The sequence below is a fragment of the Labrenzia sp. R5_0 genome, from assembly GCF_017743835.1.
GTDB lineage: Bacteria > Pseudomonadota > Alphaproteobacteria > Rhizobiales > Stappiaceae > Roseibium > Roseibium algicola.
This window is the reverse complement of the sequence record NZ_JAGHRK010000001.1, coordinates 400,328-413,939: the sequence shown is the minus strand read 5'-3', so window position 1 is coordinate 413,939 and position 13,612 is coordinate 400,328. Positions and strand designations below refer to the sequence as shown.

The 13,612-nt window shown below is 60.4% G+C and carries 9 protein-coding genes; 2 read left to right on the top strand and 7 right to left on the bottom strand.

Features of this window, described 5'->3' with window-relative positions; translation table 11 throughout:
* The first annotated feature begins 18 nt into the window (after nt 1–18).
* Together queG and J7447_RS01880 are read left to right on the top strand one after the other, a co-directional pair.
* A complete protein-coding gene (gene queG / locus J7447_RS01885; RefSeq protein ID WP_209168565.1) occupies nt 19–1,161 on the top strand; it encodes a tRNA epoxyqueuosine(34) reductase QueG in 1,143 nt (380 codons plus the stop codon).
* A gap of 148 nt (nt 1,162–1,309) precedes the next feature.
* Nucleotides 1,310–3,478, top strand: a complete 2,169-nt coding sequence (locus J7447_RS01880; RefSeq protein ID WP_209168564.1) for a hypothetical protein — start codon at nt 1,310–1,312, stop codon at nt 3,476–3,478.
* A gap of 104 nt (nt 3,479–3,582) precedes the next feature.
* Here J7447_RS01880 and fdhF read toward each other — a convergent pair whose 3' ends face one another.
* From fdhF to J7447_RS01845, 7 genes are all read right to left on the bottom strand, one after another.
* Complete coding sequence (gene fdhF / locus J7447_RS01875) at nt 3,583–6,351, bottom strand: formate dehydrogenase subunit alpha (protein WP_209168563.1); 2,769 nt, start codon at nt 6,349–6,351, stop codon at nt 3,583–3,585.
* Nucleotides 6,348–8,024 (bottom strand): NAD(P)H-dependent oxidoreductase subunit E, encoded by a 1,677-nt coding sequence (locus J7447_RS01870; protein ID WP_209168562.1) that lies wholly within the window; start codon nt 8,022–8,024, stop codon nt 6,348–6,350. The genes fdhF and J7447_RS01870 overlap by 4 nt, the downstream gene beginning before the upstream one ends.
* A gap of 273 nt (nt 8,025–8,297) precedes the next feature.
* Entirely contained in the window at nt 8,298–8,828 is a 531-nt protein-coding gene (locus J7447_RS01865) for an RNA pyrophosphohydrolase (RefSeq protein ID WP_023001674.1), read from the bottom strand.
* Between the two features lie 30 nt (nt 8,829–8,858).
* Entirely contained in the window at nt 8,859–10,004 is a 1,146-nt protein-coding gene (locus J7447_RS01860; RefSeq protein ID WP_208984457.1) for a divergent polysaccharide deacetylase family protein, read from the bottom strand.
* A 118-nt stretch (nt 10,005–10,122) separates the two neighbouring features.
* Nucleotides 10,123–11,454, bottom strand: a complete 1,332-nt coding sequence (locus J7447_RS01855) for a S41 family peptidase (RefSeq protein WP_023001676.1) — start codon at nt 11,452–11,454, stop codon at nt 10,123–10,125.
* On the bottom strand, nt 11,451–12,830 hold the full coding sequence (locus J7447_RS01850) for a peptidoglycan DD-metalloendopeptidase family protein (RefSeq protein WP_055658261.1): 1,380 nt from the start codon (nt 12,828–12,830) through the stop codon (nt 11,451–11,453). The genes J7447_RS01855 and J7447_RS01850 overlap by 4 nt, the downstream gene beginning before the upstream one ends.
* Before the next feature lie 281 nt (nt 12,831–13,111).
* Entirely contained in the window at nt 13,112–13,603 is a 492-nt protein-coding gene (locus J7447_RS01845; RefSeq protein ID WP_353653738.1) for a GNAT family N-acetyltransferase, read from the bottom strand.
* Nucleotides 13,604–13,612: the final 9 nt, after the last annotated feature.

Sequence of the window (13,612 nt, the reverse complement as noted above, 5' to 3'; positions counted from 1 at the left end):
AGCGAGCAGCCGAAGGCCTTGGACCGAAAGACCCAAAAGCTTCTGACCGCCTTTGAGGAGAAGGCCCGCGCCCTCGGTTTCGACGGCGTGAAGATTGCCGCTGCCGACAGCATTCCGGAGGCGGGCGAACGCCTGCGGCACTTCCTGGACAAGGGCTATGAAGGCAGCATGGGCTGGATGGCGGAAACCGCCGACCGCCGATACTCACCTCAAGCGCTATGGCCGGAGGTTCGCTCTGTCATCATGCTGGCAATGAACTATGGCCCAGGCAGCGCACCACACGAACATCCCCTCGCCCATCTGGCCGACAAGACCAGCGGCGGCATTTCCGTCTATGCGCGACACCGCGACTATCACGATGTCATCAAGGGGCGCTTGAAGGAACTGGCCAGCTTCCTGGTTTCCCGGTCCGGTGGAGACGTGAAGGTGTTCGTCGATACCGCACCGGTGATGGAAAAGCCGCTCGGGGAGGCTGCCGGGCTTGGCTGGCAGGGCAAGCACACGAACCTTGTGTCACGTGATCTCGGGTCCTGGTTTTTCCTCGGCTCGATCTTCACCACACTGGATCTGCCGCCGAGCGGTGCGGAACGCGATCATTGCGGCTCCTGCCGCGCCTGCCTCGACAGTTGCCCGACGAACGCATTTCCCGCGCCTTATCAGCTCGATGCGAGGCGCTGCATTTCCTACCTCACCATCGAACACCCCGGCCCTATTCCGGACGCGTTTCGCAAAGCCATCGGAAACCGTATTTATGGCTGTGACGATTGCCTGGCTGCCTGTCCCTGGAACAAATTTGCCGAAGCTGCCCGGGAGGCCAAGTTGATTGCCCGGGAGGAGATGATTACCCCGAAGCTTGCAGACCTCCTGTCGCTGGACGACGCAGCTTTCCGCCAGCTCTTTTCCGGATCACCGGTGAAACGGATCGGACGGGGAAAGTTTCTGCGCAACGTTTTGATTGCCGCCGGCAATTCCGGAGAAACTGAACTGCTCGGCAAGATCGAAGCACTGCTCGACGATGCCGACGCCCTTGTTCGCGGCACCGCCGTCTGGGCACTCGGCCAACTTTCTGCACAGGAAGATTTTCAGGCCCGCAAAACCGCGGCGTTGCGCGTCGAAACCGACGAGACCGTGCGTTCTGAATGGCTCCTCGCGCAATCCTGATCCGGCTTTTCCCGATTCGACCTTGTCATGTGATTGGTACATAGTCATGGAATGGCCTAGGTCTTGATGAGGACTTGGACGTCCAACCCTATCGGGACCGATCTCGTTCAAACCGCTCGATTCCGATCATTTTATTGGAGCCACGACATTGAATTTTCAGCCCGCCTCCGTTTTCTCATCCAAACCAGCCAGGGCCCGCGTCCGGCTCCTCATGCTCGGCACCGCGCTTGCGCTGGTTTCCGGCTCCGCCCTTGCGCAAGACACCGGCGAGACCGCCTATGAAGCTTATGTAGAAGGTTTGAAGAGCCTTGGTGTCGAGGTCGAAAACGGTAGCGTCGCTTACGACGAAGGTACCGACACGCTGACCCTCACCGACAGCACGATCTCCTTGAGCGGAACCATCGAGGATATTCCGGCCGAGGAAACGGATGTCACGGGCAATGACGGCGCGACGGATATCGAACCGGAAAAGCTGACCGACCTGACCTATTCGCTTTCATTCAGCAGCGGCACGGTCACCATTACAGGTCTCAGCCATGAAGACGGCGACTTTGACGCCGCAAGCTGGGTCTATTCCGACGATTCAGAAATGGTTCTTTCCGCCAGCGCCGAAGGCAAGGGCCGGTTGAAGATCGACGGCCGGTTGAGCGGAGTTTCCGCGACGAACTACAGCTTCACCATGCCGGAAGTGCCGGCAGAAGACGAGGCGCACCAGGTCAGCCGCTGGCTGCCGTTCGTGAAGGCCGCCCTCCTGACTTCCTACGACGAAGTCAAGGCCGACAACACGGCGATGACCATCGAGGCGCATGAGATCGAAGACGGCAAGGACACTCTTGTTCTGTCAGGCACCATGCAGATTGCGGGCTACCGCATGGCCGACGCTGTGGATGGCCGGATCGGGGAATACACGATCGACAGCATGAGCCAGTCGATGCAGACCCTGGACACGACTTCGGGCCAGATGCTGAACCAGACCACCAGCCAGGGCAAGACCGTTTACACGGACATGGACGCGGCCGCGTTCTTCGATCTGTTTGACCCCGATGTTCCCGAAACCGGCGATGAAGTTGTCATGCTCGGCTCGGCGTCGGCGATCGACTACAAGTCCAAACAGGACATCGCCGATGGGCTTGCGATTGAGATTGCCGTCGACAAGACCTCGATTTCAGAAGTCACCGTTCTGAAGCGTGAAAACAACATCCTTGCCCTGTTTGACGGTCTGTTCGCCAAGCAGGTTCCAGCTCCTGAAGAATTGATCACCGGCGTATTCCAGTTCTACCGGTCGTTCGGCGTTACCGATGCCCGCATCAGCGGTATCAACGTGACCGTGCCGACGCCTGGTCCAGAAAAGCCGATGGAAATCGCCATCAAGGAAATGTCCATGTCGGAGATCAACTCCGACGGTATCGGCGAAATGATGATGGTCGGTCTCGATGCCCCGGACCTGCCGGAAGGTGCATCGGTCAAGATCGACTGGGCGGCGATTGGCGACATCGAATTCGCCGAATATACGCCCATGCGTGCCATGATCAGTACATTGATGGCGGACCCGAGCTTCGGCGAGGATCACCCGATGGAAGTGGCCCGCGCGTTCATGCCGCGCTCTTTCGGCTATGAACTGGAAGGACTGGACGTTGCCGTGCCCGACCTCGGTCGGACCGAAATCGGCAGAGCCGAGATGACGCTGTCCACCACAGTGCCGCCAATCCCGACCAGCTTTCACGCCAGGACCGAAGGGCTGAAAGTACCTGTCGCGGCCATTGATGACCCGGAAGCCCAGGAATTGCTGGAAGCTCTCGGTCTGGAAACGGTCGTCTGGTCCGACGAGACCCGGCTCTACTGGGACGAGGCAACGCTGGAACTGCGCCTGGAGCGTATGATGGTGGATGTCGAAGGGCTCGGCCGCGCCGAATTGTCCGCACGTCTTGCAAACGTACCGAAATCCCTGTTCGAGGATCCCGAGAACCAGGGACAAATGGCCCTTGTTGTTGCCCAGTTCGTCGATGCATCCCTGACCTTCAAGGATGCCGGCCTCACCAAGAAGGGCCTGGCCCACATTGCCGCAGCTCAGAACATCCCCGAAAATGTCTTCCGGGAAGCCTTGGTGGCACAGGCGACGCAAATGACCGCGCCGATCCAGAATGCGGCCTTTACGCAGATGGTTACTGAAGCAGCGTCCAAGTTCCTCGACAATCCGGGGGAACTGAAGGTCACCCTGACACCGCCGAACCCGGTTCCGCTGGCACAGATCCTGGGTTCGATGGCAGCACCGCAAACCCTGCCGGATCTGCTTGCAGTCAAGATTGTTGCCAATTGATTGCTCTGACCACGTGAATGCGAATACCAAAAGGGCGGCCAGTGGCCGCCCTTTTTTACCTTAAGGCAGTTAGCTCGTTCCTTGAGTTGTGGCGAGACCCGGCGTCACTCTGCCGCCTGCTGCTGTCCGACCGTTCCGATCCGCGCCGCACAGAACTTGAACTCCGGGATCTTGCCGAAGGGATCCAGCTGCGGGTTGGTCAGGAAGTTGGCCGGGGCTTCGCTGAAGCAGAACGGGATGAAGAGCATGCCTGTCGATACGTCCCGGTCGGCGCGCAGGGTCAATGTGATCGCGCCGCGCCGTGTTTCCACCCTCACCTGCTGGCCGATGTCCAGACCCGAGCGCTCGATATCGCGCGGGTTCATGGAAACGACTGGCTCCGGTTCGATGGCATTGAGCACTTCCGCACGCCGCGTCATGGCACCGGTGTGCCAATGCTCCAGCATACGCCCCGTGGTCAGCACCAACGGGAAATCATCGTCGGGAAGTTCATCCGGCGGCACCAGATCCGTCGGCACGATGCGTCCGCGGCCATCTGCCGTCGGGAAGGACTGGCCGAACAGGATCTCGTTGCCAGGCTTGTCCGGGGCATCTGCCGGATAGGTGACCGTACCGTCGCGCTCCAGCCTTTCCCAGGAAATGTTGCTCAGCGAATTCATGTGCGACCGCATTTCCTCATAAATCGCCGGGACGCCGTCATAGGTCCAGTTCAGGCCCAGGCGGTTGGCGATATCGATGAGGATCTGCCAGTCGGCGCGTGCTTCACCGGGCATCGGCACGCAAGGACGGCCGATCTGAACCTGGCGGTTGGTGTTCGTGAACGTGCCGAGCTTTTCCGCATGGGCGGAGGCAGGCAGGATCACGTCCGCATGCCAGGCGGTTTCGGTCAGGAAGATATCCTGAACCACAAGATGTTTCAGACTGGCCAGTGCCTTGCGGGCATGGGCCTGGTCCGGATCGGACATGGCCGGGTTTTCACCCTGAACGAACATCGCCTCGATGCCACCATCCAGGATATCGTCCATGATCTCCACCACTGTCAAACCGCGCACGGGGTCGAGCGTGCGGCCCCAGGCGTCTTCGAATTCGGCGCGGATGTCCGGGTTTTCAACTGAACGATAGTCCGGAAACACCATCGGAATGAGGCCGGCGTCGGATGCCCCTTGCACGTTATTCTGACCGCGCAGGGGATGCAGGCCCGTGCCTGGGCGGCCTATCTGGCCGGTTGTCAGCGCCATGGCGATCAGGCAGCGGACGTTGTCGGTGCCGTGGACATGCTGCGAAACGCCCATGCCCCAGAAGATGATCGACTTGGCACTGGTGGCATAAAGCCTTGCGACTTCCCGCAGGGTTTGTGCGTCGATGCCGCAGACCGGCTCCATCGCTTCCGGCGTGAAGTCGACGATCTTTTCCTTCAGTGCCTCGAAGCCGTCCACGTGAGCGGCGATATACTGGCTGTCGTAGAGGCCTTCGGTGATGATGACGTTGAGGATCGCGTTCAACATCGCCACATCGGTGCCCGGCTTGAACTTCAAGCCGTAGTCCGCAAAGCGCATCAGCCCCTGGCCGCGCGGGTCCATGACGATCAGCTTTGTGCCGTTCTTGGCTGCCTGCTTGATGTAGGTCGCGGCAACCGGGTGGTTCTGCTCCGGACGAGCGCCGATCACGATCATGCAGTCTGCATCGCCGGCTGCATTGAAAGGGGCGGTCACTGCGCCCGAACCGATGCCCTCCATGAGCGCAGCCACGGAAGAAGCGTGGCAGAGACGGGTGCAGTGGTCGACATTGTTGGTCTGGAAACCCTGGCGGATCAGCTTCTGGAAGAGATAAGCCTCTTCGTTGGAGCCCTTGGCCGAGCCGAAGCCCGCAATACCACGGCCGCCCTTGGCGTCATAAACCGCTTTAAGACCACCAACGGCTCGCTCGAGCGCTTCGTCCCAGGTTGCCTCACGGAAATAGTCGAGATGGTTTTCCAGTGTCATGGCAATGTCGCCACGCTTGGGCGCATCGTCCCGGCGGATCAGCGGCTTGGTCAGGCGCTCGGGACTGGAAACATAGTCGAAGCCGAAGCGGCCCTTGACGCAGAGCCGGTTCTCGTTGGCCGGGCCGTCGCGTCCCTCGACGCTGACGATCTTGCCGTCCTTCACCGAGACCGACGTCAGGCAGCCCACACCACAGAAAGGACAGACGCTGTCGACGGTTTCTTCGGCAAAGATCTCGCGCTTGCTGGCGCTGGCATCCAGAAGGCTCTTTTCCATCAGGGCCCCGGTCGGACAGGCCGACACGCATTCGCCGCAGGCAACGCATGTGGAAAGCCCCATAGGGTCTGCCAGATCGAACACCGGCACCGTGTGCGAACCGCGATCCGCCATGCCGATAACGTCGTTGACCTGGACTTCCCGGCAGGCTCGCTCGCACAGATTACACGCGATGCAGGCGTCCAGATTGACCGCGATGGCCGGATGCGAAATGTCCTGGGCCGGTTTGGCGCATGGGGCAAACCGGCTGGTGGCAACACCGACATGGTCGGACCATTTCCAGAAATCACTTTCCGGGTCAGGGTGATGGTCGCGCGAGGGCTGGTCGGCTGCCAGAAGTTCGAACACCATCTCGCGTGCCTTGGACGCCCGTTCGCTGGCGGTCTTCACCACCATGCCTTCGGCAGGGGTGCGAATACAGGAAGCGGCAAGCACGCGCTCGCCCTCGATATCGACCATACAGGCACGGCAATTGCCGTCGGAGCGATAACCCGGAGCGTCCTTGTGGCAGAGATGCGGAATGGCGACGCCTTCGCGCTTGGCAACTTGCCAGATGGTTTCGCCGTCTGCCGCGGTGACCATCCGACCGTCGAGGGAGAAAGTGACCTGGCTCATTTCTCGAACTCCTCCGGGAAAAATTTCAGCACCGACGTGACCGGATTGCTGGCTGCCTGCCCAAGACCGCAAATGGATGCCGATCGCATGACTTCATCGAGATCCGTGATCTTCGTCTTGTCCCAATCGCCTGCTGCCAGCAGATGTTCCATCTTCTCCGTTCCGGAGCGGCAGGGCGTGCACTGACCGCAACTCTCGTGCTTGAAGAAGCGCATCAGGTTCAATGCCACATCGCGCATGTCATCCTGATCGGAGAAAACGACGATGGCGTGGCTGCCGATGAAACAGCCGTATTTATCGAGCGTACCGAAATCCAGCGGCTCGTCGGCAAGAGACGCGGGCAGGATGCCTCCGGAGGCGCCACCGGGCAGGTAGCCCTTGAAGACGTGCCCCTCTTCCATGCCACCGCAGTATTCTGCCAGAAGCTCGTTCATGGTGATCCCCGCCGGGGCCATCTTGACGCCTGGGTCCCTGACACGGCCGGAAACCGAGAAGGAGCGGTAGCCCTTGTGACCACGGCGGCCGTGGCCGGCAAACCACTCCGAGCCCTTCTCGACGATATCCCTGATCCAGAACAGGGTTTCTATGTTGTGATTGAGCGTCGGCCGACCGAACAGGCCGACCTGGGCAATGTACGGTGGGCGGTGCCGCGGCAGGCCGCGCTTGCCTTCGATCGATTCGATCATCGCGCTTTCCTCGCCGCAGATATAGGCTCCCGCCCCGCGGCGCAGTTCGATGTCGATGGTCGTGATGATACCCGCTTCGCGCAGGGCCTCGATTTCCGTCTTCAGGATCTGGAGAACCGCCGGGTATTCGTCGCGCATATAGAGATAGATGCGCGCGGCGGAAATCGCATGGGCGGCAATCAGCGCACCCTCGAGCATCCGGTGCGGGTCGCGTTCCAGGTGAACGCGGTCCTTGAACGTGCCTGGTTCGCCTTCATCGCCATTGATGGTGAGGTATTTCGGAGCCGGCAGGTCGTGGACGATCTTCCATTTCGTGCCGGTCGGGAAGCCTGCACCGCCCAGGCCGCGAAGGCCTGCTTCCAGCGCCTTGTCCGCAATTGCCGCTGCATCCAGTTCACCCGCGCGCACGCGCTCCAGCAACTTGTAACCACCAGCTTCGCGGTAGGCATCCAGCTTGATGTAATCGGGAACCACCGGATCGGACGTTCCTTCGAACAAGGCAGAGCGCACGGACACTTCGCTTGCGTTGTCGATGGCCCGCTTGCCGACCTGCACGGCCGGGGCACCGGCACAGCGACCGATGCACGGAACTTTCTGGATGCGGACTTTTGCCGGATCAACCCCGACTTCAAGCGCAGCGGCCAGAGCGTCCGCCCCCTTGAGCGCGCAGGCAACGCTGTCGCAAACACGAATGGTCAGAGGTGCAGGCTTTGCATCTCCTTCCCGTACGATGTCGAAATGGTGGTAAAAGCTCGCGACCTCATAGACCTCTGCCTGCGACAGGCGCATCTCGTCGGCCAATGCGCGCAGGTGCCGAGCCTCAAGACAGCCAAATGCGTCCTGGATCTTGTGCAGATGTTCAATGAGCAGGTCGCGCCGGCGCGGCTCATCACCCAGCAAATTCCGGACTTCGTCCAGGGCCGCATCTTCCAATTGACGCCCTTTTGGCTGGGACGGCTTGCGTGAAAGCCCCTTGCCGAAAGACATTGGCGTACCTCCCGTATTGCTGGAGCGCATCTGGATTTCGCGTCCGCGCTCCTCTCTCGATCTTCGCGGGTGCGGCTGATGGTTCGAACAGGCGAACCCAGGACCTACCCCGCATTTTGGTCCGGATGTTAGCCGCGCCGAGTCAGCCTGTCTGTTTGAAAAACGACAAGCGGGACTCCAATGCTGACGCTTTGGAGCACCTCACGGACAAAAAGCACCGCGAACCCAGCAGGTTCCAGGGGGCTTTTCAGCCGGTGTTGGATGAGCTTCGTTTTACGAGGTCAGATGTGAAAACGCGGCAACCACGCGCTCATAGACCGGGCGCTTGAACGGCACGATCAAACCGGGCAGCCGGTCGGCATCTTCCCAGCGCCACTCGCTGAATTCCGCGGTGTGGCCGTCCGGTGGCGTGAGGATATTAATTTCGTCTTCCGAGCCGTCGAAGCGGTAGGCGATCCAGCGCTGAGCCTGACCGCGATACTTGCCCTTGCGCGATGCGCGGACGACGTCTTCTGGATAGTCGTAGGCGAACCACTCCGGGGCTTCTTCCAGAAGGGAAACGGACTTGATCGAGGTTTCCTCGTAAAGCTCGCGCCGGGCAGCCGGCTCGGGTGCTTCGCCCTTGTCGATCCCGCCTTGCGGCATCTGCCAGCAATATTCGTAGTTGGAGGAACTGCCCCCATCATCGCGGCTGCCGATCCAGACCTTGCCTGCCTTGTTGATCAGCATGATACCGACGCAGGGCCGATAGGGAAGACCGTCGACGGGTTCCGGAAATCCCGGTCCGAGTGCCAGCTTCGTCACGAATACCTCTTGGTGCTCAATTTCTCAGAATTATCGATCGATGGTCGCGCTGACGGGGACCAGCTGGAGACCGCGCTCTTCAAGATCCTGCACCCACTTTTCCAGCTGGCGCACGGTCACGGGCAATGCGGATGCGGTCGCCACCGCGACACCGCGGGCACGGGCAACGCTTTCAAGCTGCAGCAGCTTGGCGTTAATGTCGTCTTCACGCGGTACTTCGTCCAGCACCACGTCCACCCCACTGAAGGGAACGCGCATTTCCTTGGAGACATCATCGGCGATGGACCGGGAAGATGTGCCGTTGTCGGCGAACATCAGGCCACGCGCCTTCAGTTTTTCCAGAAGGAACTCCATGGAGGGTTTCGTCGCCGTGAAACGCGCGCCCATTTCAGGAATGACGCCGACATAGTTGGTCGCCCGCGTGAGCAGGAACCCAAGCCGATCCATCATTTCATTGGGGCGCAGGCTGACCAGCAGCGTGTGCGGGCCCGGGTCATTGTCGGGAAAATCGAACGGCTCCAGCGGCAATTGCAGCAGCAGTTCATGGCCCTTGGTCCGGGCCTGCTGCATCCACAGGTCCAGGTCTTCACCATAAGGGGCAAGTGCAAAGGTCGTATCGGCCGGCAACCGGGTAATAGCGTTCTGGGTACCGGTTTCACTCAGGCCGAGCCCGGTCACGATGACGGCAATTTTCGGGATCGAGGTGAACTCGCGAACGATGGGCCGGGAATAGGCATCCAGCGGACGGATCCCGGCATCGCTGACCTTCGGCAGGAACCCGAAATCGGACCGTTCGCTGACACGGCTGTCCGGATTGATCGACAGGCCGGTTACCGGAGCTTCCGGGCCCAGTCCGTCCGGTCGCATGACCATGTCGTAGCGCGGGCCAAGCAGATCCTTGCTACTTTCCGGACGCAGGTTCGGGCCCAGGTCACCGTTGATGCCCGGGCGGATCTCGACCACTTCGATGTCCTGGGAGGTCACGCCTTCGACGATGGCGTCGAGCGGCAGAACGGCAACGGGTTCTCCGCCAAGAGGGTCGTCGACAACAGTGATCCAGACGAGCGTAGAAGTGAGGATCACGCTCAGAATTCCGACCCCGATAAGACCGAACGGCAGCCTGACCAGCCGCCGCTTGCCCATGCCTAAAGGAGCTGTGAGATCTTCGCTCGACATATCGTCCTGAGCCTATTGCCCGGTTTCAGGATATCCCCGAACCGGAAAGTTTGTTTTTGATATACGCAGAACGAGAACGACAAGTCGCGCGCCGGCGGACCGGCGCGCGTTTTTTGATTTAGTTTTTGACAGCCGCGCTGTCGGAGACCGGCGGGAAGGCGCTGTTCACCTGATTACCGCGCAGAAGGTCGAGTGCCAGGTTCAGCTGGGTGTCGTCCTTCGGATCGGACGGCACATAGGCCTGGCTACCGGATTCTTCCTCTCCTTCGGAAGCTTCCAGGTGGCCACGAAGACCGGCTTCGCCCTTGGTATCGACACGGCCGACCAGATCGTCCGGCAGATCCTGCAGGGACTCAATGTCCGGCACGATGCCCTTGGCCTGGATCGATGTGCCAGACGGGGTGTAGTACCGAGCCGTGGTCAGGCGGATGGCGCCGTTGGCACCAAGCGGGATGATCGTCTGAACCGAGCCCTTGCCGAAGGACCGTGTGCCGAGGATGGTTGCCCGGCGATGATCCTGCAGCGCACCTGCAACGATTTCCGAAGCGGAGGCCGAGCCGCCGTTGACCAGCACGATTACCGGCTTGCCGGTTGTCAGGTCGCCAGCCCGTGCGTTGTAGCGCTGGGTTTCGTCGGCTTCACGGCCACGTGTCGAAACAATCTCGCCACGGTCCAGGAAAGCGTCGGAAACGGCAATTGCCTGATCCAGCAGACCACCCGGGTTGTTGCGCAGATCGATGACGAAGCCCTTGAGCTTGTCTTCACCGATGTTCGCGGTCATTTCCTCGATGCCTTCCTTCAGGCCGTCGAAGGTCTGTTCGTTGAACTGGGTGACGCGAACATATCCGACGTCATCCTCTTCCCGCCAGCGAACCGAACGGATGCGGATGATGTCGCGGGTGATGGTGATGTCGAACGGCTCGGCGCGGCCCTTGCGGCGCACCGTGACCACGATGTCCGTCTTGACCGGCCCGCGCATCTTTTCGACCGCTTCGTTGAGGGTCAGTCCCTGGACCTGTTCGCCGTCGATGTAGGTGATGTAGTCACCTGCCAGGACACCGGCCTTGGCGGCAGGCGTATCGTCGATCGGCGACACGACCTTCACGAGGCCTTCTTCCATGGTGACTTCAATGCCGAGACCACCGAATTCGCCGCGGGTCTGCACCTGCATGTCCCGGAAGCTCTTCGGAGACATGTAGCTGGAGTGCGGGTCGAGGGAGGTCAACATGCCGTTGATGGCGCTCTCGATGAGCTGGGCGTCATCAGGGACTTCCACGTAGTCTGACCGCACGCGTTCGAACACGTCGCCAAACAGGTTAAGCTGCCGGTACGTATCCGTTGCCGCCGCATTGGCCGCTACCGAGACATTGATCGGCATCTGGGACAGTGTCGTGATTGCTGCTGCTCCCATGAGAGCACCCACAAGCAGCAAGGAAGCTTTCCGTATCATCCGCGAGCCTTTTCTTCTTCAGTGCGTGCCCACCAGGGTGTGGGATCGATCGCACGACCGTCTTTCCGGAATTCAACATAAAGGATCGGCTGGGTCGAGCCCAAACCGAACGTCGAAGCGCTTGCCCACTGGGTTGCGCCCATCACTCCGACCGGTTCCCCGGTCAAAACAAATTGCCCCAACTCCGCATCGATCCGGTCCATTCCGGCCAGCAACACATGGTAGCCGTCGCCGGTATTCAGGATCAAGAGCTGTCCGAACGAACGAAACGGTCCGGAATAGACCACCCATCCGTCGGCAGGTGACGTAATATTGGACCCAGGCCGTGTGGCGATAGATTGACCCTCCGTCACACCGCCGAAATCGTCTTCCTGGCCATAGTCCTTCAAAAGCGTACCGGCAACAGGCTGAGGCAGCTTGCCCTTGGCTTCCTGGAACGAAATGGCCGGTGCCAAGCGCCCAGGATCCGCAAAGGGATCATATGAGCGCGACGGATTTTTCCTGGCCTCGAGTGCTGCCTGACGCGACTTTTCCGCCGCCTCGCGGGCGCTCTCGATTTCCACTTCCAGGGTCGCGATCAATTCTTGGAGAGATCCCGCCTTGTCCGCAAGTTCCGCTGCACGCTCCTTCTCTTCCTGAAGGTCCTGTACCGATCTTTGATGTTCCTGCCTTTTCGCGCTCAGAAGAAGCTCCAGCCGGGACTTTTCCTCAGCCAATCGCATCGCGTCGCCGCGCAGGCGGTTTTTTTCCTCAGCAATCACCGTCTTCAGGCGGTGCAATTCCTCAAGATCTGCTGCCAGTGCCTCGGTTTCCACCTTCAGCTCCGGCATGACCGCGTTCAGGAGAATCGCACTGCGCACAGCCGACAGCGCGTCGCTCGGGCGCACGGCAAGCGCCGGTGGCGGACGGCGTCCGATTCGCTGCAGGGCAGCCAGAACTTCTGCCAGCACGTCGCGGCGAGCAATCAGCGACAAGCGCACCGCGTCCTCGTTCTCCCCCAGCGCGCGCAACCGCCGCTCGGTATCGGTCAGTTCGCCTTCAAGGCCCTTGATCGTGTCGGACGTGCTGATGATCTTGGCATTCAACGTGTCCCGGTCGCGATCAAGTGCGCGGATTTCGCGTGCGATGGTCGCCTGCCGGTCCGTCGATACCTCGATATCGCGCGACAGCGCGGCAAGTTCCTCTTCGCGTTGTTTCTTGCGTTCCAGTGCAGCAGTCACCTCAGCAGGCGGAGCCGCCTGTTCCTGGGTGGTGGTCTCATCGACACTTTCCGTCGATCCGGCTGGCAGGGGCAGAACGAGCAAGGCCGCAGTCAGGCCACTCAAGAGCGGGCGGAATTTCTTCCGTCTCTCGAGTTCCGAACGCGCCGCTGTCATGCGATCCGCTATCAACCTGCCTAAGCTCCCAAAGGGTTATCTTCCAATGCGATACACAGTCTGCGTTAACGAACCGTTTACCCTAGTGACCGGTCAATTAACTTCTACTCCCACCGAGGATCGCATTCCCTCTTCTGTCTGATCGATGACCGTTACGTGGCGAATGCGGCGAGATACAGGCATTCTCGCCTTTTTCCGCCGTTTCAATCGTTAATTTTTGGTCATAGTACCGTTACGACAACAGGTTTTCCGGCGGAAACCCCATCTCCTGTCCTTCACGATCAGTAATGTCTGTAGACAATATCCTTGGGGTCCGGGCGCGCAGCATCGACATCGAGATGCGCTCCAAGCCGTTTGGCAAGGCGCGCCGAGCGGGTGTTTTCCTGATCCATATAACTGACGAGCGACGGTAGACGGCGCTCCTGCCGTGCCCAGTCACGAAAGGCCCTGGCCGCCTCGAAAGCGTAGCCCCTGCCCTCCGCATGCTCATAGACGAACCAGCCGAGTTCATGTTCCGGAAAAAGCGGACCATGATTGATACCGACCTGACCGAAGACCTCGCCGGAGCCGCGCGCCTCCATCATCAGGGCCCCATGCCCCATCAACTGCCATTGCGCAATGTCGTGGCAGAACAGGCCCCAGGCTGCAAACCGCGATAGCGGGCCTCCCATATACCGGGATCGATCCGAGGCCATCAAAGCCTCGTACGCCGGCCAGTCCAACATGGTCATCGGCCGCAGGATCAGTCTTTCGGTCTCAAGTGCCGGTATCACCGGTTCTCT